The sequence below is a fragment of the Mycobacterium hippophais genome (genome assembly GCF_027529605.1).
GTDB classification, from domain to species: domain Bacteria; phylum Actinomycetota; class Actinomycetes; order Mycobacteriales; family Mycobacteriaceae; genus Mycobacterium; species Mycobacterium arseniciresistens.
Genome location: NZ_JAPZPY010000002.1, coordinates 317,368 through 337,631 on the forward strand (window position 1 = coordinate 317,368; position 20,264 = coordinate 337,631).

22 protein-coding genes and 2 tRNA genes are annotated in these 20,264 nt (G+C 69.6%); 8 read left to right on the plus strand and 16 right to left on the minus strand.

The features are described 5' to 3' along the window. Positions 1 to 37: 37 nt before the first annotated feature. Complete coding sequence (tig, locus tag O6P37_RS07130) at positions 38 to 1,474, minus strand: trigger factor (protein WP_269893399.1); 1,437 nt, start codon at positions 1,472 to 1,474, stop codon at positions 38 to 40. A gap of 39 nt (positions 1,475 to 1,513) precedes the next feature. Further along, a tRNA-Pro gene (locus O6P37_RS07135) sits at positions 1,514 to 1,587 on the minus strand. Positions 1,588 to 1,722: 135 nt separating this feature from the next. On the opposite strand from O6P37_RS07135, the gene O6P37_RS07140 reads away from it, so the two are divergent. After that, positions 1,723 to 1,796, plus strand: a tRNA-Gly gene (locus O6P37_RS07140). A gap of 65 nt (positions 1,797 to 1,861) precedes the next feature. On the opposite strand, the gene O6P37_RS07145 is transcribed toward O6P37_RS07140, so the two are convergent. Together O6P37_RS07145 and O6P37_RS07150 are read right to left on the minus strand one after the other, a co-directional pair. Beyond that, the gene (locus O6P37_RS07145) at positions 1,862 to 2,269 is read right to left on the minus strand and encodes a hypothetical protein (RefSeq protein ID WP_269893400.1); all 408 of its coding nucleotides are present in this window, start codon (positions 2,267 to 2,269) and stop codon (positions 1,862 to 1,864) included. A 76-nt stretch (positions 2,270 to 2,345) separates the two neighbouring features. Then, complete coding sequence (locus O6P37_RS07150; protein WP_269893401.1) at positions 2,346 to 2,732, minus strand: hypothetical protein; 387 nt, start codon at positions 2,730 to 2,732, stop codon at positions 2,346 to 2,348. Positions 2,733 to 2,983: 251 nt separating this feature from the next. Here O6P37_RS07150 and O6P37_RS07155 point away from each other — a divergent pair, with 251 nt between their 5' ends. Together O6P37_RS07155 and O6P37_RS07160 are read left to right on the plus strand one after the other, a co-directional pair. Continuing rightward, positions 2,984 to 4,168: a serine hydrolase domain-containing protein gene (locus O6P37_RS07155; protein WP_269893402.1), complete on the plus strand. Its 1,185-nt coding sequence runs from the start codon at positions 2,984 to 2,986 to the stop codon at positions 4,166 to 4,168. A gap of 47 nt (positions 4,169 to 4,215) precedes the next feature. Then, entirely contained in the window at positions 4,216 to 5,001 is a 786-nt protein-coding gene (locus tag O6P37_RS07160) for a DUF1542 domain-containing protein (RefSeq protein ID WP_269893403.1), read from the plus strand. A gap of 74 nt (positions 5,002 to 5,075) precedes the next feature. Here the strand turns inward: O6P37_RS07160 and O6P37_RS07165 are convergent, their stop codons facing one another. From O6P37_RS07165 to O6P37_RS07195, 7 genes are all read right to left on the minus strand, one after another. After that, complete coding sequence (locus O6P37_RS07165; protein ID WP_264015451.1) at positions 5,076 to 6,764, minus strand: cation:proton antiporter; 1,689 nt, start codon at positions 6,762 to 6,764, stop codon at positions 5,076 to 5,078. A 43-nt stretch (positions 6,765 to 6,807) separates the two neighbouring features. After that, positions 6,808 to 7,614, minus strand: a complete 807-nt coding sequence (locus O6P37_RS07170; protein WP_269893404.1) for an Fpg/Nei family DNA glycosylase — start codon at positions 7,612 to 7,614, stop codon at positions 6,808 to 6,810. Positions 7,615 to 7,616: 2 nt separating this feature from the next. Beyond that, positions 7,617 to 8,096 (minus strand): ribose-5-phosphate isomerase, encoded by a 480-nt coding sequence (locus O6P37_RS07175; RefSeq protein WP_264015453.1) that lies wholly within the window; start codon positions 8,094 to 8,096, stop codon positions 7,617 to 7,619. Positions 8,097 to 8,122: 26 nt separating this feature from the next. Further along, positions 8,123 to 9,082, minus strand: coding sequence for an isopenicillin N synthase family dioxygenase (locus O6P37_RS07180; RefSeq protein ID WP_269893405.1), 960 nt, complete (start codon positions 9,080 to 9,082; stop codon positions 8,123 to 8,125). Next, positions 9,079 to 9,528: a nucleoside deaminase gene (locus O6P37_RS07185; RefSeq protein ID WP_269893406.1), complete on the minus strand. Its 450-nt coding sequence runs from the start codon at positions 9,526 to 9,528 to the stop codon at positions 9,079 to 9,081. Before O6P37_RS07185 ends, O6P37_RS07180 begins: the two co-directional genes overlap by 4 nt. Further along, complete coding sequence (locus O6P37_RS07190; RefSeq protein ID WP_269893407.1) at positions 9,525 to 10,937, minus strand: purine-cytosine permease family protein; 1,413 nt, start codon at positions 10,935 to 10,937, stop codon at positions 9,525 to 9,527. The genes O6P37_RS07185 and O6P37_RS07190 overlap by 4 nt, the downstream gene beginning before the upstream one ends. A gap of 77 nt (positions 10,938 to 11,014) precedes the next feature. Continuing rightward, entirely contained in the window at positions 11,015 to 11,392 is a 378-nt protein-coding gene (locus tag O6P37_RS07195; protein WP_269893408.1) for a hypothetical protein, read from the minus strand. A gap of 45 nt (positions 11,393 to 11,437) precedes the next feature. Between O6P37_RS07195 and O6P37_RS07200 the strand changes: the two genes are divergently transcribed. Continuing rightward, positions 11,438 to 11,926, plus strand: a complete 489-nt coding sequence (locus tag O6P37_RS07200) for a glycine-rich domain-containing protein (RefSeq protein WP_269893409.1) — start codon at positions 11,438 to 11,440, stop codon at positions 11,924 to 11,926. 3 nt (positions 11,927 to 11,929) lie between these two features. On the opposite strand, the gene O6P37_RS07205 is transcribed toward O6P37_RS07200, so the two are convergent. After that, entirely contained in the window at positions 11,930 to 12,538 is a 609-nt protein-coding gene (locus O6P37_RS07205) for a mycothiol-dependent nitroreductase Rv2466c family protein (RefSeq protein WP_269893410.1), read from the minus strand. 232 nt (positions 12,539 to 12,770) lie between these two features. Here O6P37_RS07205 and O6P37_RS07210 point away from each other — a divergent pair, with 232 nt between their 5' ends. Together O6P37_RS07210 and pepN are read left to right on the plus strand one after the other, a co-directional pair. Further along, a complete protein-coding gene (locus O6P37_RS07210) occupies positions 12,771 to 13,142 on the plus strand; it encodes a DUF732 domain-containing protein (RefSeq protein WP_269893411.1) in 372 nt (123 codons plus the stop codon). A gap of 74 nt (positions 13,143 to 13,216) precedes the next feature. Next, positions 13,217 to 15,802 carry an aminopeptidase N gene (pepN, locus tag O6P37_RS07215; RefSeq protein ID WP_269893412.1) on the plus strand — a complete coding sequence of 862 codons (2,586 nt, stop codon included), beginning with the start codon at positions 13,217 to 13,219 and terminating at the stop codon, positions 15,800 to 15,802. A 20-nt stretch (positions 15,803 to 15,822) separates the two neighbouring features. Here the strand turns inward: pepN and O6P37_RS07220 are convergent, their stop codons facing one another. The 4 genes from O6P37_RS07220 to O6P37_RS07235 form a co-directional block, all read right to left on the minus strand. Beyond that, complete coding sequence (locus O6P37_RS07220; RefSeq protein WP_269893413.1) at positions 15,823 to 16,617, minus strand: DUF1206 domain-containing protein; 795 nt, start codon at positions 16,615 to 16,617, stop codon at positions 15,823 to 15,825. A 112-nt stretch (positions 16,618 to 16,729) separates the two neighbouring features. Next, complete coding sequence (locus tag O6P37_RS07225) at positions 16,730 to 17,203, minus strand: DUF5130 domain-containing protein (protein WP_269893414.1); 474 nt, start codon at positions 17,201 to 17,203, stop codon at positions 16,730 to 16,732. After that, positions 17,190 to 17,405 (minus strand): aa3-type cytochrome oxidase subunit CtaJ, encoded by a 216-nt coding sequence (ctaJ, locus tag O6P37_RS07230; RefSeq protein ID WP_269893655.1) that lies wholly within the window; start codon positions 17,403 to 17,405, stop codon positions 17,190 to 17,192. Before ctaJ ends, O6P37_RS07225 begins: the two co-directional genes overlap by 14 nt. Before the next feature lie 40 nt (positions 17,406 to 17,445). Further along, positions 17,446 to 18,102: an HNH endonuclease gene (locus tag O6P37_RS07235; protein ID WP_269893415.1), complete on the minus strand. Its 657-nt coding sequence runs from the start codon at positions 18,100 to 18,102 to the stop codon at positions 17,446 to 17,448. A 140-nt stretch (positions 18,103 to 18,242) separates the two neighbouring features. On the opposite strand from O6P37_RS07235, the gene O6P37_RS07240 reads away from it, so the two are divergent. Together O6P37_RS07240 and O6P37_RS07245 are read left to right on the plus strand one after the other, a co-directional pair. Next, positions 18,243 to 18,638, plus strand: a complete 396-nt coding sequence (locus tag O6P37_RS07240) for a globin (protein ID WP_269893416.1) — start codon at positions 18,243 to 18,245, stop codon at positions 18,636 to 18,638. 34 nt (positions 18,639 to 18,672) lie between these two features. After that, the gene (locus O6P37_RS07245; RefSeq protein ID WP_269893417.1) at positions 18,673 to 20,256 is read left to right on the plus strand and encodes a glycoside hydrolase family 13 protein; all 1,584 of its coding nucleotides are present in this window, start codon (positions 18,673 to 18,675) and stop codon (positions 20,254 to 20,256) included. Positions 20,257 to 20,264: the final 8 nt, after the last annotated feature.

Sequence of the window (20,264 nt, forward strand, 5' to 3'; positions counted from 1 at the left end):
GTGTCCCCGGTCGCTTCGCTCGCGCCCGCCGGACGCGTCACTTGTTGTCGGCGGCGTCCTCGGCGGCGTCGTCATCGGCCTCGTCGGCGGTATCGTCCTCGGCGGTGACGTCGTCGGCCTCGGCGGTGACGTCGTCCCCGGCGTCAGCCTCACCGGCGGGCCCGAAGAACTCCGTGGTGTCGATGACCGTGCCCTCGGTGTCGGTGACCGTCGCGGCGTGCACCACCGCGGCAATGGTGAGCCCGCGCCGCACGTCGGCGAACATCGCCGGCAGCTGGTTGTTCTGCTGCAGCACCTGCAGCAGCTGCTGCGGCTCGATGCCGTACTGGCGTGACATCAGCACCAGGCGCTCGGTCAGGTCGTTCTGGCCGACCTGGATGTCGAGCTTGTCGGCCACCGCGTCCATCAGCAGCTGGGTCTTGACGGCCTTCTCGGCGTCGCTGCGGGTCTCGGCGTCGAACTCCTCGCGGGTGCTGCCCTGCTCGGCGAGCTGCTCGGCGAACCGCTCCTCGTCGTGGTCGAAGCCGTGGATCGCGTTGTGCACGGTGTCGTCGACCTGGGCCTGCACCACCTTCTCGGGCAGCGGGATCTCGGTCTGCTCCAGCAGCGCCTCCAGCGCGCGGTCCCGGATCTGCTCGGCCTGGGTGACGCGCTTGACCCGGCGGACCTGCTCGACCAGGCTCTCGCGCAGCTCCTCGAAGGTGTCGAATTCGCTTGCCAACTGGGCGAACTCGTCATCGGGCTCGGGCAGCTCGCGCTCCTTGACCGACTTGACGGTGACGGTCACCACGGCCTCGCGGCCGGCGTACTCACCCGCGGCGAGCGTGGTGGTGAAGTCCTTGCTCTCGCCTTCGGAGAGCCCGGTGATCGCCTCGTCGAGGCCGTCGATGAGCTGACCGGAGCCGACCTCGTGGGACAGGCCCTCCGTGGCGGCCTCGGGCACCGGCTCGCCGTCGACGGTGGCCGACAGGTCGATGGACACGAAGTCGCCCTCGGCGGCCGGCCGGTCGACACCGGTGAGGGTGCCGAACCGGGCGCGCAGGTTCTGCAGCTCCGCGTCCACCTCGTCGTCGCCGACCTCGATCGGGTCGACGGTGATCGCCAGGGATGCCAGATCGGGCAGTTCGATCTCGGGCCGGATGTCGACCTCGGCGGTGAAGACCAGGTCCTCGCCGTACTCCTTATTGGTGATCTCGATCTCGGGCTGGCCCAGCGGCTGCACCTCGGAGGTGGTGATCGCCTCGGAGTACTTGCCGGGAACGGCCTCGCCGACGACCTGGTCGAGCATCGCCTCACGGCCGACGCGCGCCTCGAGCAACTTGCGGGGCGCCTTGCCGGGCCGGAAGCCGGGCAGCCGGACCTGCTGGGCCAGCTGCTTGAAAGCGCGGTCGAAATCGGGCTCCAGTTCCGTGAAGGGCACCTCCACGTTGATGCGCACCCGGGTGGGGCTCAACTTCTCGACGGTGCTCTTCACGCTCTTTGACTCCTCGATGTCTGAATACGGGTGGTGCTGTCGGGGTGACAGGATTTGAACCTGCGGCCTTCCGCTCCCAAAGCGGATGCGCTACCAAGCTGCGCTACACCCCGAAGGTGGTCCTCGTCGCCCGCACGCGCGTCACTGACCACGCGAGATACTACGTGTTGCCGGCGGCACGCATGCGCGCGCGGCAGCCAATTGGCCTTGATCGACGGCGCGCCGGTACGATCTGCGGTGCACAACATGCGGGCGTAGCTCAATGGTAGAGCCCTAGTCTTCCAAACTAGCTACGCGGGTTCGATTCCCGTCGCCCGCTCCACAGCACGGCTTGACAGGCCCGTTAACGCAGGTAGTTAGCAGTTTCCTGCGCCGGCGTCGGACCTTCTACGGCCCCAAGATGCAGCTGCCGGTCGTATCGCCCGGAACGATCCGCACGTCCGCTCCTATAGGAGCAGGTACCCCGACCGGCAAACAGGTGTCAACGCCATTGATCAGTGCGCGCAGGCCAGTTGGGCCGGGGTTGACCTTGCCCGTTGCCGGGTCGATCAACGGCTTGACTGGGCCCTGTCGCACGGCGTCTTGCCCCTGTTCCAGGGCGTCTTGCCCCTGTTCCAGGGCGCCCTCAACCTGGTCGGCGATGCCGGCGGCCCGGTCCTGCTGGCACTGCTGCTGTTGGTCCGGCGGCCGCTGTTCACACGGCGGATCCTGCGCACCGGCGATCGGAGCGAATGCGACGACGCCGCACGCGCCCACCCCGGCGAGAATTGCGCTGGCGGTGGAAAGCTTGAACACGAGGTCGTCCCTTCGGTTTGCTTCGCTCGAAGCTAGATCAGGTAGGCGGGATCAGGGCCCGGCGCGGCAATCGGAATCAGGGGCCGACGCGCGTCCACACCGCCGTGGTATTCGCCGCCGGGCAGCTGCTCACCGACACCAGCGTCAGCTCCTGGACGTAGCCGTCGGCCACGACGGTCGGCGTCCCGGTGCCGGTGGCCACACCACAGCCCGCCAGTTCGTGGGTGTGCTGCCAGCCGACGCCGTTCCAGTTCATGACCACCGTCCTCGACGGACCCGTGCCGACGGCGTCGCACTCGGGGCAATCGGACGTGACGTGAACGGTGTCGCCGAACGGGGCGATGACGTACGTGCCGCTGAACAATCCGTCGTTCGCCGCATTCGCAACACCCGGCGATGCCACGGCCGCGGTCGCGAATACCGCGGCGGCCCCCGCCACACCCGAAATCGCTTGAAATTTCATGATTCTCCCCATTGTGGTCGAGCGCAGGAGCTCAGTATGCGGCCTTCCCGACGGCAGCACCGTGCGAATCCCTCGATTCGCTGAAGCGGCCACCAGCAATCATGCCGTGACACCGATCGGTACCGACCGCGTAACGATCCGATCGCCTCGGCCGCCGTCGCCATTTCGGCCGATAGCATCGTCAGTCAAATTGCGCGAGTTGGCTTTTCGCCTCGACCCGACGGGCCCGGCGGCGCCCGGACAGGGGAACAGTGACAGACAAGCCCGTGCACGGCCGCTGTGATCCGCTGTTCGCCAAGGTCCGCGACGCGTTCGAGGCGAACTTCACCGAACGCGGCGACGTGGGCGCCGCGGTGGTCGTCTGGGTGGAGGGCGACCTGGTCGTCGACCTGTGGGGCGGGCACGCCGACGCCGCCGCGCGACGACCGTGGCGGCGCGACACCCTCGCCAGTGTCTTCTCCGGATCGAAGGGCCTGACGAGCACCTGCATCCACCTGCTGGCTGACCGCGGCGAGCTCGATCTGTTTGCGCCCGTGGCCGCCTACTGGCCCGAGTTCGCGCAGGCCGGCAAGCAGGACATCACGGTCGCCATGGTGCTGTCGCACCGCTCGGGGGTGATCGGACCGCGCACCCCGCTGCACTGGTCGGACACCACCGACTGGGACGCGGTGTGCGCGCGGCTGGCCGCAACCGAACCCTGGTGGTCACCGGGCACCGCGCAGGGCTACCACATGGTCAGCTTCGGATTCATCCTCGGCGAACTGGTCCGCCGGGTGACCGGCCGAACCCTGGGCCAGTACCTGCGCACCGAGATCGCCGAGCCGCTGGGCATCGACGTCCACATCGGTCTGCCCGCCGCCGAACACCACCGGTGCGCCGACATGATCGGCAAGCCGCACATCCGCGACGTGCTCGCCGCCGGCGACGCACCCGCCCTGCCGGTCTCGCTGGCCGAGCACCCGAAGGCCGGGCTGTCGGTCGCCATGGGCCACATCCCCGACGACGAGCTGGGCTCACACGCGCTGACGCGGTGGCGCCGCGGCGAGTTCCCCGCCACCAACGCCCACGTGTCCGCGATCGGCATGGCCACCTTCTACAACGCACTGGCCCAGGGCAAGCTGCTCTCCGCCGAGCACCTCGATCTGGTGCGAATCTGTCAGGGCGGCAACGACACCGACCTGGTGCTCGGATCGCGCGTCGCCGATCACGGGTGGGGACTGGGTTACATGCCCAACCAGCGCCGCGTCGCCGGGCCGAACCCGCGGTCGTTCGGGCACGGCGGGTCCGGGGGCTCCTTCGCGTTCGCCGACCTCGAACACCGCATCGGCTACGCCTACGTGATGAACCGGTTCGACGCCACGAAGTGCAACGCCGACCCGCGCAGCCTGGCGCTCTCCGACGAGGTCTACGCCGCCCTGAGAGTCGCTCAGGGCTGAATCTCGCGCACCCGGTCTCGACCGTTCCTGTCGGTACGCTGAAAGGCATGAACGGCGTTCTGCTCGTGCTCATCGTCCTGGTCGTCGCGACGATCGCCGTCGTGGTGTACGCCGCCTCGAAGTCGGCGGGCAAGCGTTCGGCGGAGTCCCTGGCCGACGCCAAGGCCGACGCCCGCCGGGTGATCGAACGCCTCGGCGGCCAGGTGCTCAATCTCAGCGGCAACGACGACGCCTCCAAGCAGGCGATGGCCGACGCGTCGGAGCGCTACACCGCCGCTTCGTCACAGATCGACCAGGCGACGACGGCGAAGCAGGCACTGCTGGCCAAGGAGAGCGCGGTCGAGGGCCTCTACTACGTGCGGGCGGCCCGGGTCGCGATGGGCATGGACCCCGGGCCGGAGCTCGAGTCGCTGGCCGGCCAGCGCACCGCAGGCTCGGTGACCGAGTCCCGCAGCGTCGAGTTCGAGGGCCGCGAGATCCAGGCGTCGCCGAGCCCGTCGCAACGCACCCCGAATTACTACCCGGGAGGCACCGTTGCGGGTCGCCCGGTGCCTGCGGGCTGGTACTCCGAGCCGTGGTGGAAGCCGGCGCTGGTCGCCGGCGCGTGGGGTGTGGGCTCGGTGCTCCTGTTCAGCGCGTTGTTCTCCGGGATGGCCGGTACGGGTTACGAGCAGGGGTTCGCCCAGGGCTACGACCAAGGTGCGGAGGGTGCCGACGGCGGCGACGCGGGTGGCTTCGACGGCGGCGGCGGTGACGGCGGTGGCTGGGGCGGCGGTGACGGCGGCGGCTGGGGTGGCGGCGACTTCGGTGGCGGCGACTTCGGCGGCTTCTGACCGCCGAGTCTGAACTTGTGTGCGCGAAGTCCTCGAATTAGCGCACAGGAGCTCAGGTTCGAGCCCTCGCGACGCTAGAAGCGGCTCTCGAGTCGCGCCGAGACTCCGGCCTCCTGCAGGTCGAGCCGCTCGAGCATCGCGCGCACGGCCTCGTCCTCGATGCGCCCCTCGTCACGCTCGGCGATGAGCGCGGCCCGCTGGGCGGCGAGCACGTCACGGTAGAGCGCCGAGTAGACCTTCGCCCGCTTGGTCGGCGCCTCGGGGTCGGGCATCTCGTCGATCTCCTCGGACTGCCGGGTGATCGCCGCGCGGATCTCGGCGAGTACCCGCGGGTCCATGTTCTCCGGCGGGTTGGCGCGGAATTCGGCGAGCACGGCGTCCAGCGCATCGTGGACGACGCGTTCGGCCTTGAGCTCCTCCTCGCGGTCGGCGGCGTGGTCGTCGGAGAACCGGGAGATCTGCAGCCTGCGGATGAGCACCGGCAGCGTCCAGCCCTGGATGAGCAGGGTGCCGACGCTGACCACGAAGGCGATGGCCTGGATGGTGGCGCGCTCGGGGAACGGATCCCCCGCCGCCGTCGTCGCCGGGATGGCGGCCGCGGCGGCCAGCGTGACCACGCCGCGCATCCCGGTCCACGACACCACCACGTTCTCCTGCCACGACAGCGACCGCCGGTCGATGCGGGCGCGCCAACCCGCACTGGGTCTCTTGCGCTGCCGCGTGCCCAGCGCGCCGCGGCCACCGACCGGGACCGGCACGCTCAGCCGGTTCCCGACGTGGCTGGACAGCTTGTTGCGGCCGAAGATCGCGAACACCGACAGCGGCCGGATCACCAGCACGATCAGCAGCACGATCACCGATGCGACGGCCACCTCGACCAGCGACTCGTGCGCCTCCCGCAGGTCCTCCAGCACGAACCGCAGGTGAAGGCCGATGTAGGCGAAGACGAACGCCTCGAGCAGTACGTCCACCGAGTTCCACACGTAGCGCTCCTGCAGCCGCGTCTGGTAGCCGGCGTCCAGGGTGCCGTTGCCGACCACGAAGCCGGCGACGACGACGGCCAGCACCCCGGAGGCGTGCAGTTCCTCGGCGGCGATGAAGGCGGCGAACGGCACCACCAGGCCCTGCACCGTCTCCAGCCCGGGATTGGCCAGCCTGCGGCGGATCCACAGCGTGACGTACCCCAGCACGCCGCCGACGACCGGGCCGACGAGCGCGCTGTAGCCGAACAGCAGGAACGGGTTCTCGATGAATGTGTGGCTCCCGGCGACCTGCGCGACCGCGATCGAGAACAACGTCAGCGCCGCGGCGTCGTTGATCAGGCTCTCGCCGGTCAGGATCGCCATCACCCGCTTGGGCAGGCCGAGCTTGCGTCCCACCGCCACGGCGGTGACGGCGTCGGGCGGCGCGACGATCGCGCCGAGCACCAGCGCGGTGGCGAACGTCAGCGGCACCACCACCAGCCAGGAGGACACCATCGCCACCGCGAACGCGGACACCACCACCAGGCCGACGCCGAGGCCGAGGATCGGGCGGATGTTGCGCAGGAACGTCGGGAAGGAGAAGTTCAGCGCCGCGGAGTAGAGCAGCGGCGGCAGGACCACCGTGAGCAGGATGTGCGAATCCAGTTCGGGCGGCTCGAACTCCGGCAGGAAGGACACCGCGCCACCGATGACGACGATGATCAGCGCGGGTTCCAGGCCGCGCCGGTGGGCGATGGCGGTGACCACGATGGCGCCGACGACTACCAGGATCAGTTCCACGCGCCGATTCTCTCGTCAAAAGCGGCGCCGCGCCCGCTCACCTTCAGCGCTGGCAGTGCGGGCACCAGAACAGGTTGCGGCCCTCCAGCACCGCGGTGCGGATCGGGGTGTCGCAGATCCGGCACGGCTCGAGCGCCCGGCGGTAGACGTAGGTGCGCGGTCTGCCCTTGCGGTACGACGGTGCGCCGTGGTCGTCGTCCGGTTCCAGTGTGATGATCCTGCCGCGCCGCACGCCGACCTTCATCAGGTCCACCAGGTCGGCCCACATGGCGTCGAATTCACCTGAAGCGACGTCGATTCCGGTGCGGTACGGGTCGATGCGGTGCCGGTACAGCAGCTCGTTGCGGTACACGTTGCCGACGCCGGCGAGCACCGTCTGATCCATCAGCAGCGCGCCGATCGGCCGACGGGACTTGGCGATCCGCGCCCACGCGGTGCTCGGATCGGCGTCCCGGCGCAGCGGATCGGGCCCCAGCCTGGCCAGGATGTCGGACACCTGCGCCTCGTCGACCACCTCGCAGGCCGTCGGACCGCGCAGGTCGGCGCCGTACTCACTGCTGAAGATGCGCATGCGCACCTGGCCGACCGGATCGGGCGGCGGGTCGCCGGGAGTGAGGGTGAAGTCGTCGAACCGGCCGTACAACCCCAGGTGCACGTGCACGATCCGGCCGCCGTCGTAATGGTGGAACAGGTGCTTGCCCCACGCGCTGGCACCGGTGAAGGTGCGACCGTCGACCATCGCGGCGCCGTCGGCGAACCGGCTCTGCGGGCTGCTCACCCGCATTCGACGGCCCTTGTAGCGCTTCTGATGCAACCGGGCGAGCCGGTGCAGAGTGTGCCCCTCAGGCATCGCTACTCCGGCGCCCCCGGCACCGGCGGGGGGACGTGCGTCTGCTCGTACTTGGCGAGGATGTCGATGCGGCGCTGGTGCCGCTCGGCTTCCGACCACGGCGTCGTGACGAAGGCGTCGACGATGGCGAGCGCCTCCTCGCGGGTGTGCATCCGGCCGCCGATGCCGATCACCTGGGCGTTGTTGTGCTGGCGGGCCAGTGACGCCGTCTCGGTGCTCCACGCCAGCGCGCAGCGGATGCCGGGCACCTTGTTGGCCGCGATCTGCTCACCGTTGCCCGAGCCGCCGAGCACGATGCCCAGGCTCTCCGGGTCGGCCAGGGTCTTCAAGGCGGCGGCGATGCAGAACGCCGGGTAGTCGTCCTCGGCGTCGTAGCTGTGGGCGCCGCAGTCGATCGGCTCGTGACCGCCGGCCTCGAGGTGCTCGATGATCGCCTGCTTGAGTTCGAAACCGGCATGGTCGGCACCGAGGTAGACACGCATGGCGGCCATTGTGGCAGACGCCGGTGTCAGGACACGGTGATCGCGTCCAGCCGCTCCTTGATGAAATCCGAGCAGGTGACCGGCGCCAGCCCCGCCACCCGCCCGACCGGTGGCGCGAGCGGCGTCACCCGGGCGTCGTGGTTGGCCTCGTAGAAGTAGATCAGCGAGACGAGGTCCTCCTCGGGGGCGTGCGGTTGAGGCGGCAGGACGCGGTGCCGGCCCGACGGCCAGCGCCGTCCGCTCCAGTACTCGAGCAGGTCGCCGATATTGACGGTCAGCGCGTCCGGGTCGTAGGGCGCGTCGGTCCAGCCGTCGGCCTCCGAGTAGATCTGCAGGCCGCCTGCCCCCGGTTCGCGGTCGAGGATGGTGACGGTGCCGAAGTCGGTGTGCGGGCCGATCCGGAACTGGCCCGGCTCGGGCTCGCCGACCACGCTCACCGGCGGGTAGTGGTTGATGTTCATCGTCCACGTCGGCCGGTCGGCGAGCGTCGCGAACGGGTTGTCCGGCAGCCTCAGCGCGTGGGCGAACAACGCGAGCAACTCGTCGGCCACCTGCCGCACCGCGTCGGTGTAGGCGGTCACCAGGGCGCGCAGACCCGGCACTTCGGAGGGCCAGACGTTGGGCGCGAACCAGATCCGGTCCACGTCGGCATCGCCGGTCTGCGTCTCCGCGCCGAGGCTGAAGCTCTCCTTGAGATCCGGCGGCGTCTCGGTGCCCTCGGCGTAGCCGTTGGCCTCGGCGCCGGGGCCGATCCAGCCGTGCCCGCCCACCGGCACCGCATAACGCTGCTTGACTGCCACCGGCTGGGCGAAGAAGGCGCGGGCGGCGGCACGGACGTCGGCCGCCAGTGCGGCGTCCACGCCGTGACCGGTGACCAGGATGAAACCGGCGCGCTGCAGGCTGTCGTCGACCTCGGTGGCCACCCTTTGGGCACCTGAACCGCCCGCGCGCCAGCGGGAGAGGTCCACGGTGGCAATCGAACTCACTGCGCGACTCCGATGTCTTCGTTCCACAGACCGGGTCGGGCAGCGATGAACTCGCGCATCATGTCCGCACATCGGTCGTCGTCGAGGACGGTCACCGACACACCGTACTCGGCCAGCCACTCGTGGCCGCCGGAGAACGTGCGGGCCTCGCCGATCAGCACCGCGCCGATGTTGAACTGCCGCACCAGTCCGCTGCAGTACCAGCACGGCGACAGCGTGGTCACCATCACCGTGGACCGGTAGTCGCGCTGCCTGCCCGCGGCCCGGAATGCGTCGGTCTCGGCGTGGATGGAGGGATCGTCCTCCTGCACCCTTCGGTTGTGTCCGCTGCCGAGCAGTGTGCCGTCCACCGCGAACAGCGCCGCACCGATCGGGATGCCGCCCTCGGCAAGCCCTTGTCGCGCTTCCCGATACGCGACCTCGAGCATGTCCTGCGGTGACGTCATACCGCGAGACGCTCCGCGGCGATACGGGCGCGGCACATCAGCAGATAGCAGCCACCGGCCAGCAGGAAGCCGACATAGAACGTGACGTCGCCCAGCCCGGGCAGCTCGCGTGCGGCGAAGCCGACGAACTTCTGCTGGTTGCAGAACAGCAGCACCGACACGACGAGTCCGATGCCGAAGGACAGCAGGCCCGGCCAGTTGGTGTACGAACGGTCGTAGAGGAATCCGGCCACCCGCTGGCCGCGGCGCAGGTACTGGTCGGCGAACACCACTCCCAGCCACGGACCGATCCAGTAGGCGATGATCAGCAGGAACGCCTCGTAGCTGTGCGCCGCGTCGGGCAGGGCCCACCACGCGACGAGGAACCCGGCCACGCCGAAGAACACCGTCACCAGCGCGCGGGCGATGTGCGGCGGCAACTTGATCCCGATGGTCACGAAAGCCATTGCGCCCGAATAGACGTTGATCGAGTTCGCCGCGATCGCGCCGATCGCGATGGCCAGCAGCGTGGCACCGGCCAGCCATCCGGCGAGCGGGGCCGTGAAGGAGGCGGTGGGGTCCCCCAGCGCGTCACCGGCGCCGATGGTCACCGAGGCGGCGCCGACACTCATCAGGCCGATGCACCCGAGGAAGAGCCCGGCGGAGGCGAAGGATCCGGTCCGTCGGGTCGATACGCTCGCCGGCAGATACCGCGTGTAGTCGGCCGCGTACGGCGTCCATCCCGCCGCATAGCCGAAAGCCGTTCCGACGGTGAGCAGGAAGCCGCCCGTGCCGCCGACACCGCCCTCGGCCGCGGGTGCGCCGAGGTCGGCCTGCCACAGGATGACCACCGAGGCGACCGTGAAGATCACCGCGAGCAGCGGGAACGTCCAGCGTTCGAACGCCTGCACCAGGTTGTGGCCGAAGAACGCCAGCCCGGTCTGCAGCAGCACGATGATGACCAGCCCCACCAGGGGTCCGAAGCCGAACAGGGTGGACAGCGCGTACGCGCCGCTGACGCTGTTGGTGGCGAACCAGCCCACCCCTGCGGTGATCGACATCAGCACCGCGGGCACAGCGTTGCCGCGAAAGCCGAAAGCCAACCGTCCCAACACCATCTGCGGCACCCCGTGCAGCGGCCCGCGGGCGGACAGGAAGTAGTGCGCGAGGGCGCCGAGGCCGGTGCCGAGGGCGAGGCCGGCGACGGCCTGCCAGAAGGTCATGCCGTAGGCGGCGACGGCCAGCACGCCGACGAACACCGTCGCGAACTCGAGATTCGGCGACGCCCAGGTCCAGAACAGCTGGCTGGGCCTGCCGTGCCGATCGGCCTCGGCGATGGCCTCGTTGCCGCCGGGTTCGACGGCCACCACCCGGTCACGGTAGGTGCCGTCGGACTGTTCGAGGATGTCGGCGGGTTCGGCGACTGTCATCGGTCAACGGTGGGGTCGGATGCGTTGGACCGCAACCGGAGTAAACGCAATCGAAACAATTGGGATCGGCGCGGGTGTCAGGAACCCCCGCAGCCACCGCCTCCGCCGCCGCAGCCACCGCCGCCGCACCCGGCACCGCCGTCGGGAGCGCCGCCCGCGCCGCCGTCGACGGTCGGCGTCCCGCCGTCGTAGTTGACGTAGTACGCGCCGCCCGTTCCCCCCGCGGCCCAGGCCGAACCGGCACCGTAGCGGCGGGCCCACAGCTCGCGCCGGTCCTTGACCTTCTTCCGCGCGGCCGGCGCAGCGCGTTCGTTGACCAGCCCGGCGGCCCAGACGTCCTCAGCGCGGCCCGGTGCGGTCGTCAGCCGCCGCCGCCGTTGCATCAGCAAATATGCGGCGACGATCATCGCCACTCCCCCGACGGCGACCGCCGTCAAGATCACCCCCGTGCTCATGGCTGAAGATTACGCCGCGACAGCCCCTGCGCATACAGTGAAAACATGTGGCGGCGGCGGGTGGATCCGTTGACCCGGGCGGACTCCGCGGTGACCCGGCTCGAGCTGCCCCCAGCGGTGTTCAAGACGTGTCCGTGGCAACCTCGCGAGCTGGTGGAGACCGGTTTGCGGCAGTGGTTGCGCTGCTGTGCCGCTGCGATGCGCGACGACCAGGTGATCGGCATGCCGTCGCGTGCCGTCGACGAGGCGTGGCACGGCCTGATCCTCTGCACGGCACGGTATTCGGCGTTCTGCGACGAGGCGTACGGCCGCTTCCTGCACCACCACCCCGAGGGCGGCGCTCCGCCGGGTGCGCGCCATGACCCGCTCGCGGATCAGTTGCGGCGCACCGTCATCGCCTGGTCGATGGTCGCCCGACCCGGCGAGAGCTGCGTGCTGTGGGAACTCGATCGCCGGGTAGGCGTTGCCGAACCGTGGGGCCTCGACCTCGGGCGGGTCGCGGAGATCGAGGCCGCCGTGGCCGGGCTGCGCTGACGGTCAGTCGAACTCCGGCGCCTCGGTGCGGGTGCGCTTCAGTTCCCAGAAGTGCGGGTACGACGCGAAGATCACCGACGCGTCCCACAGCTTTCCGGCCTCCTCGCCGCGCGGGATGCGGGAGAGCACCGGACCGAAGAAGGCGACGCCGTTGATGTGGATGGTCGGGGTGCCGACGTCCTCGCCGACGGCGTCCATCCCCTCGTGATGGCTGGTGCGCAGCGCCTCGTCGTACTCGTCGCTGTTCGCCGCCTCGGCCAGCTCGGCCGGGAGACCCACCTGCTCGAGCGCCTTGGCGATCACGTCGTCGAAGTCCTTGTTGCCCTCGTTGTGGATCAACGTGCCCATCGCGGTGTAGAGCGGACGCAGGACCTCGCGGCCCTTGAGCTGCTCCGCGGCGATGGCCACGCGAACCGGTCCCCAGGCCTTCTTCATCATCTCGAGGTACTCCTCGGGCAGGTCGCGTCCCTCGTTGAGCACCGCGAGGCTCATCACCCGGAATTCGACCTCGATATCACGCACCTTCTCGACCTCGAGGATCCAGCGCGAGGTGATCCAGCACCACGGGCACAGCGGGTCGAACCAGAATCCTGCGACATCTTTCCCGGCCATTGACAGTCCTCTCGGTTTCACGGGTGCACTCCGCTCAACACAACTGAGCTCGTGTCGCCGGTGTTCCCCTCGGCGGCGATCAGCACGCATCGCGGTTTCGCCGGCGACGCGACGCGCTTTGGTGGGTGAATCTTGACCGAAGCGTGTTGTTGCTGTGACTGAAGTGAACCAGTGTTGCTCGAGTACACGGAGCGGCCTCGACCGGACTCCCACCCCTGGACGAGGAGCAGCGATGCCGGCAGCAGTCAATCGACGATGGGCGCTCATCGGCGCCTCCGCGCTGGTCGCGGGAGCCACACTTTTCGCACCGCCGGCCGCGGCCGACCCGGTCGACGACGCCTTCCTCACCGCGCTCAACCGGGCCGGGGTGGGCTACGGCAATCCCGCCGACACCGTCGAACTCGGCAAGCGGGTGTGCCCGATGCTGGTGGAACCCGGCAAGAACTTCGCCAAGGTGGTCTCCACCGTCCGCAACGACGGCGTCCCACCGGAGATGGCCGCGTTCTTCGCCGGCATCGCCATCCAGATGTACTGCCCGTCGATGATGTCCAAGGTGGGCACCGGCGACTTCCTCGGATGGCTGGGGAACCCGGGTCTGCGGTGAGGCCGCACCGCGACTGACCTCGCCCGGCCCTCTGCCCCGACCTTCCGGCGCCGCGCCCACTAGGGTTGGCGGTCGTGGCACTCCCGAATCTGACCCGCGATCAGGCCGCCGAGCGCGCCGCCCTCGTCACGGTGAACTCCTACCGCATCGACCTCGACCTCACCGACGGTGACGGCAAACCCGGCGAGGGCACGTTCCGCTCGGTGACCACCGTCGAGTTCGACGCCCTGGCCGGCGCCGACACCTATCTCGACCTGGCCGCCGACACAATCCGCGGCGCCACCCTCAACGGCCGGGACCTCGACGTCTCGGGCTACGACGAGGCCACCGGCATCGCGCTGACCGGGCTGGCCGAGCACAACGTCGTGGTGGTCGACGCCGACTGCCGCTACTCCAACACCGGTGAGGGTCTGCACCGTTTCGTCGACCCGGTGGACGGCGAGGTGTACCTGTACTCACAGTTCGAGACCGCGGACGCCAAGCGGATGTTCGCGTGCTTCGACCAGCCCGACCTCAAGGCCACCTTCGACGTCACCGTGACCGCGCCGGCGCACTGGGAGGTGGTGTCCAACGGCGCCCTGGAGGCCACCCGCGACGACGGCGCGTCCAAGACCCACAGCTATGTGACGACGCCGCGGATGAGCACCTACCTGGTGGCGTTGATCGCCGGGCCGTACGCCCGCTGGGACGACCTCTACCGCGACGAGCACGGCGAGATCCCGCTCGGCCTGTTCTGCCGCAGGTCGCTCGGCGAGTTCATGGACGCCGAGCGGCTGTTCACCCAGACAAAGCAGGGTTTCGGCTTCTATCACCGCAACTTCGGCGTGCCCTACGCCTTCGGCAAGTACGACCAGCTGTTCGTGCCGGAGTTCAACGCGGGCGCTATGGAGAACGCAGGCGCGGTGACGTTCCTCGAGGACTACGTGTTCCGCAGCAAGGTCACCCGCGCGTCCTACGAACGCCGCTGCGAGACGGTGCTGCACGAGATGGCGCACATGTGGTTCGGCGACCTGGTGACCATGCAGTGGTGGGACGACCTGTGGCTCAACGAGTCGTTCGCGACGTTCGCCTCGGTGCTGTGCCAGGCCGAGGCGACGGAGTTCACCGAGGCGTGGACCACGTTCGCCAACGTGGAGAAGTCGTGGGCCTACCGCCAGGACCAGTTGCCCTCGACACATCCGGTCGCCGCCGACATCCCCGACCTGCACGCGGTCGAGGTCAACTTCGACGGCATCACCTACGCCAAGGGCGCGAGCGTGCTCAAGCAGCTCGTCGCCTACGTCGGGCTGGAGTCGTTCCTCGCCGGTCTGCGCGACTACTTCCGCGATCACGCGTTCGGCAACGCCACGTTCGGCGATCTGCTGGGCGCGCTGGAGAAGGCGTCGGGGCGTGATCTGTCCGGCTGGGGCAGGCAGTGGCTCAAGACCACCGGGCTCAACACGCTGCGCGCCGACTTCGACCTCGACGCCGACGGACGCTTCACCCGGTTCGCCATCGACCAGAGCGGCGCCGCGCCGGGTGCCGGCGAGACCCGCGTGCACCGGCTCGCGGTCGGGGTGTACGACGACGACGAGGTCACCGGCAAGCTGGTGCGGGTGCACCGCGAGGAACTCGACATCGAGGGTCCGACGACCGATGTGCCTGCACTGCAAGGCGTTTCGCGTGGCAAGCTGATCGTGGTCAACGACGACGACCTGACGTACTGTTCGCTGCGGCTCGACCCGGATTCGTTGCAGACGGTGCTCACCCGCATCGCCGACATCGGCGAACCGCTGCCGCGCACCCTGGCGTGGTCGGCCGCATGGGAGATGACCCGCGAGGCCGAACTCAAGGCGCGCGATTTCGTCGCCCTGGTGATGAGCGGACTGCACGCCGAGTCCGAGGTGGGCGTGGCCCAGCGTCTGGTGCTGCAGGCGCAGACGGCGCTGAACTCCTACGCCGACCCGGCGTGGGCGAGCGCCGACGGGTGGCCGGCTTTCGGCGACCGGCTGCTCGACCTGGCGCGTGAAGCGGCTCCGGGGTCGGATCACCAGCTGGCGTTCGTGAACGCCCTGTGCGCGTCGGTGCTGTCCCGCAACCACGTCGCCGTGCTGGCGACGCTGCTGGACAACGAACCGGCGGCGGTCAATCTGTCCGGCCTGGTCATCGACACCGACCTGCGCTGGCGGATCGTCACCGCGCTGGCCGCCAGCGGCGATCTGGACGGCGACGGGGTCGAGACGCCGTTCATCGACGCCGAGGCCGAGTCCGACCCGACCGCGGCGGGCAGGCGCAACGCCGCCGCGGCCGCTGCGGCCCGTCCGCAGACCGCCGTGAAGGACGCCGCGTGGCAGCAGGTGGTCGAGGACGACACGCTGGCCAACATCACCGCCCGCGCCATCATCGGCGGCTTCGTCCGGCCGGGTCAGCAGCAGCTGCTGGCGCCGTTCACCCAGCGGTACTTCGACGCGATCTCCGGAGTGTGGGAGCGGCGGTCCAGCGAGGTGGCCCAGACCGTGGTCGTCGGGCTGTACCCGGCATCGGACATCAGCCAGGAGGCCATCGACGCCGCCGACCGCTTCCTCGCCGGCGACGTTCCGCCCGCTCTGCGCCGGCTGGTGGTCGAAGGCCGCGCCGGCGTGGAGCGCGCCCTGCGAGCCCGGAAGTTCGACCTGTCGTAACGGCGCGGGACGTTCCCGCGCTACATCCGTGAATAGCGGGTGAGCGTCAAGCTGTAGAGCCCGTACGCGCCGAAGCCGACGGCCGCGCCGATCAGCAGCATCGTGCCGGCCTGCGTCCCACCCAGCGCCTTGACCGCGGCATCGAGCCCGGCCGCCTTCGAGGGGTCGACGTCGACGGCGGCGACGACCAGCAGCACCCCCGCGATGGCGAGCACGGTTCCCTCGGCGACGTAGCCGAACAGGCCGAGGACGACGATCAGCGGGCTCACCGGACCCGTCAGGTCGGCGAGAAAGCGCCGCGACGCGCCCTTGTAGGCGTAGTACCCGCCGATGACGGCGACCACCACGCCGGTCACGATCAACGCGGTCTGACCCGGCACGGTGTGCATCAACCGGGAACTGATGCCGGTGTTCTGGTCGCGACTCGACTCGCGGTCGCCGGCGGCGAACCGGACAGCGGTGACCATGACGCCGCAGTAGACGAGGAGCAGCCCGAAGGCTTTCAGCCGGTTCAGCTTTCCCGCGTCATCACGATTCGGGTCATGGCTCTCGGCCGGGTGCAGACCGATCAGCGACTCGGCGAGCCGCCACAACATCAGCGGCACCAGCGCCACCACGATGACCCACAGCGCGATCTCACCGCCGCGGGTCTCCGCGACCGTCGCCAGCGCACCCGAGGGGTCGGCGTCGCCGCGGTGGCCGAGGGCGATCCGCACGATGACGTAGGCGATCAGCAGATGCAGCAGCCCGCTGACGACGTACCCGGACCGCGCCGCGGTCTGCAGGCCGTCATGGCGGGTAGCCCTGTGGACCACCGAACCTCGCCGCATCGATCACCTCTCCGCGGCAGCCCCTGCACCCGCGGGCCAAGCGATACCCGTTGCGGTCAGTGCGAAAACAGCCGGCGGAGCGGGAAGTTGCGGGAGGTCAGCGGGGTGAGACGCCGGCGGTCAGCACCCGCACCGCGCTGATCAAGCCGTCGATCAGGTTGCCGTCCTTGAACGACGCGGCGGCGGCCGACACCCCCAGCGGGGCGGCCTCCTCGATACCGCGGCCCTTCACCGCCGACCCGTACACCACCTCGATGGCGCGCTGATCCGGCGAGACGGCCAGCAGCACGGCATTGTCGGGCGTCGACACCTTCGCCAGGAGTTCCCGCGCCGTCGCCGCGGTGTCCGCGCCGAGATCGCCGATGTAGACCGCGAAACGAGCCTTGGCCGCCCGCGAGCCGTACTTCAGCGCGTCGTCGAGCACCACCAGGTCCTTGGTCGGGAACGGGTAGTGCACCGACAACTCGCCGGGTTCGGTCACCCCGGACAACCGTCCGCTCGAGGTCAGCGCCCAGCCGTGGGGAAGGTCGAGTTCACCGCGCGTGACGGGCGCGATCTCACCACTTGCCACTTGCGCCGCCTCCCACAGTCAGGTGATCGCCGTGTCCACCGTGTCCGTGGTCGGCAGGTTCTTCGGCCGCCCACAGGATCGGCGCATGCGTCCACGGCTCGGACATCTTGTAGCTCGCCGGATGAGGACCCTTGCCGCGCCAGATCAGCAGGGCCAGCACGGCGGTCAGTCCCAACGGCACCAGGACGAACAGAGAGTGCATCAGCGGTGTGCTCACGAGCAAACCGTATCCCACACCGGCTTCAGGCCGCGCCCTCACCCAGGTATCGCACCCAGGCCGGATCGAGCTCCTTCACCGACGACAGCAGACGCCAGTGCTGCCCCTTCGGGGGCAGCGGCGTCGACCGCAGGCTCCAGCCCAGTTCGGTGAGCAGATGGTCGGCCTTGCGGTGATTGCACTCCGAGCAGGCCGCCACACAGTTCTCCCAGGAGTGGTCCCCACCGCGGCTGCGCGGGATCACGTGGTCGACGGTGTCGGCCTTCCCGCCGCAGTAGGCACAGCGGAACCGGTCACGGTGCATCAGCGCGGCCCGCGTCATCGGGATGCGGGCGCGGTACGGCACCCGCACGAAGCTGCGCAACCGGATCACCGAGGGCACCACGATGGTGCGGGTGGCCGAGTGGATCACGGGCCCGTTGGGGTCGTCGTGCACCACGTCGGCCTTGCCGCACATCAGCATGATCACCGCTCGCCGCATGGGGAGGGCGGTCAACGGCTCGTAAGTCGAGTTCAGCAGCAGCACCCGGCGGCGACCCCACACCGAGGCTTCGCGGACGACGGGTGGGGACGTCTCGACACTGTGCAGGGCGCGCGTCGGCGCAGTCGTGGTCGCGGACCCTGTGGGACCCGCCGCGGTTCCGGGACTCCGGTGACCGCGGCTTTTCTTGCGCTGCGCCATTCGTCCTCCGAGGAGACAGTCCACCATGGATCGCCGCCGATCGCACGACAATTCTGCGAGTGTTCGCAGGTCAGTCCGGTGAATTCCGGGTGACATCACCGGCTGACCGGCCGATACGGGCCAGGGGCCACAATGGATGCGTGACGCAACCACAACGCTCGTTCTACGACGAAGTCGGTGGCCACGAGACCTTCCACGCCCTGGTGCGGCGGTTCTACGAGCTGGTCCGCGACGACGAGATCCTGCGCCCGCTCTACCCGGAGGACGAGCTCGACGCCGCCGAGGTGCGGCTGCGGATGTTCCTCGAGCAGTACTGGGGCGGCCCACGGACCTATTCCGACCAGCGCGGCCACCCGCGGCTGAGGATGCGCCACGCGCCGTTCCGGATCGGCTTCATCGAACGCGACGCCTGGTTGCGCTGCATGCACACCGCCGTCGCCGAGATCGACTCGAACACCCTGGACGACGCGCATCGCCGCGAGCTGCTGGCCTACCTGGAGATGGCGGCCCAGAGCATGGTCAATTCGTCGTTCTGAGCGGCTCCCGCGCGACGTCGGCACAATTGATGCAATGACTGAGAGTGCGACGAGCGAACAACGGCCCTGGTGGTCCCGAGCGGTGTTCTATCAGGTGTATCCGCGGTCGTTCGCCGACAGCGACGGCGACGGCGTCGGCGACCTGGACGGGGTGACCGCGCGACTCGACCATCTGCAGCGCCTCGGCGTCGACGCGATCTGGCTGAACCCGGTCACCGTCTCCCCCATGGCCGACCACGGATACGACGTCGCCGACCCACGCGACGTCGACCCACTGTTCGGCGGCATCGACGCACTCGACCGGCTGATCGAGGCGGCGCACGGCCGCGGCATCAAGATCACCATGGACCTGGTGCCCAACCACACCAGCTCGGCTCATCCGTGGTTCCAGGCGGCACTGGCGTCGAGCGCCGGCAGCGAGCAGCGGGCGCGTTACCTGTTCCGCGACGGCAGCGGCCAGGACGGCCTGCACCCGCCCAACAACTGGGTGTCGGTGTTCGGCGGTCCGGCGTGGACCCGGGTCGTCGAGGCCGACGGCAATCCCGGCCAGTGGTATCTGCACCTGTTCGACTCCGAACAGCCGGACCTCAACTGGGACAACCCCGAAGTGTTCGACGACCTGGAGAAGACGCTGCGGTTCTGGCTCGAACGCGGCGTCGACGGCTTCCGCATCGACGTTGCGCACGGCATGTCCAAACCGGCGGACCTGCCCGACATGACCAGTGCCGCGAACAAGCTGCTCTCCGACACCGAGCGAGACCCCCGCTTCAACCACTCCGGCGTGCACGACATCCACCGCGGCATCCGCGCGGTACTCGACGAATACCGCGACGCCGTCGCCGTCGGCGAGGTCTGGGTGTACGACAACGCCGAGTTCGCGGCGTACCTGCGCCCCGACGAGCTGCACCTGGGCTTCAACTTCCGGCTGGTGCGCGCGGAGTTCGACGCCGCCGAGATCCGCGACGCCATCGAGAACTCGCTGGCCGCGGTGGCACTCCAGAACGCGACGCCGACCTGGACGCTGTCGAACCACGACGTCGAGCGCGAGGTCACCCGCTACGGCGGCGGCCCGGTCGGGCTGGCGCGGGCGAAGGCCATGGCGCTGGTGATGCTGGCGCTGCCCGGGGCGGTGTTCGTCTACAACGGCGAGGAACTGGGCCTGCCCAACGTCGAGCTGCCCGACGAGGCGCTGCAGGATCCGGTGTGGCTGCGTTCCGGTGGCACCGAACGCGGCCGCGACGGCTGCCGGGTGCCGATGCCATGGTCGGGTGAGGCGCCGCCGTTCGGGTTCTCCGAGTCGGCCGACACGTGGCTGCCCATCCCACCGGAATGGTCGCAGCTCACGGTGCAGAAGCAGTCCGCCGACGACGGATCGACGCTGGCGTTCTTCACCACCGCCCTCCGGTTGCGGCGCGAGAGAACGGAATTCGACGGCTGGACGGTCGAGTGGCTCGAGTCGGCGCCCGGCGCCCTTGCGTTCCGGTTGCCCGGCGGCCTGAGCTGCGTGCTCAACGCCGGCACAGAGCCGGCCGAGCTGCCCGACGGTGAGCTGCTGTTCGCGAGCGCACCGCTGGTGGCCGGCGCGCTGCCGCCCGACGCCGCCGCCTGGCTGGTCTGACGCCCGGC

Coding starts and splice junctions, on each gene's coding strand:
- O6P37_RS07150 (WP_269893401.1), bottom strand. CDS start 2,732: ATGAAATTTCAAGCGATTTCGGGTGTGGCGGGGGCCGCCGCGGTATTC.
- O6P37_RS07160 (WP_269893403.1), top strand. CDS start 4,216: ATGAACGGCGTTCTGCTCGTGCTCATCGTCCTGGTCGTCGCGACGATC.
- O6P37_RS07170 (WP_269893404.1), bottom strand. CDS start 7,614: ATGCCTGAGGGGCACACTCTGCACCGGCTCGCCCGGTTGCATCAGAAG.
- O6P37_RS07175 (WP_264015453.1), bottom strand. CDS start 8,096: ATGCGTGTCTACCTCGGTGCCGACCATGCCGGTTTCGAACTCAAGCAG.
- O6P37_RS07185 (WP_269893406.1), bottom strand. CDS start 9,528: ATGACGTCACCGCAGGACATGCTCGAGGTCGCGTATCGGGAAGCGCGA.
- O6P37_RS07190 (WP_269893407.1), bottom strand. CDS start 10,937: ATGACAGTCGCCGAACCCGCCGACATCCTCGAACAGTCCGACGGCACC.
- O6P37_RS07195 (WP_269893408.1), bottom strand. CDS start 11,392: ATGAGCACGGGGGTGATCTTGACGGCGGTCGCCGTCGGGGGAGTGGCG.
- O6P37_RS07200 (WP_269893409.1), top strand. CDS start 11,438: ATGTGGCGGCGGCGGGTGGATCCGTTGACCCGGGCGGACTCCGCGGTG.
- O6P37_RS07205 (WP_269893410.1), bottom strand. CDS start 12,538: ATGGCCGGGAAAGATGTCGCAGGATTCTGGTTCGACCCGCTGTGCCCG.
- O6P37_RS07210 (WP_269893411.1), top strand. CDS start 12,771: ATGCCGGCAGCAGTCAATCGACGATGGGCGCTCATCGGCGCCTCCGCG.
- ctaJ (WP_269893655.1), bottom strand. CDS start 17,405: ATGCACTCTCTGTTCGTCCTGGTGCCGTTGGGACTGACCGCCGTGCTG.
- O6P37_RS07235 (WP_269893415.1), bottom strand. CDS start 18,102: ATGGCGCAGCGCAAGAAAAGCCGCGGTCACCGGAGTCCCGGAACCGCG.
- O6P37_RS07245 (WP_269893417.1), top strand. CDS start 18,673: ATGACTGAGAGTGCGACGAGCGAACAACGGCCCTGGTGGTCCCGAGCG.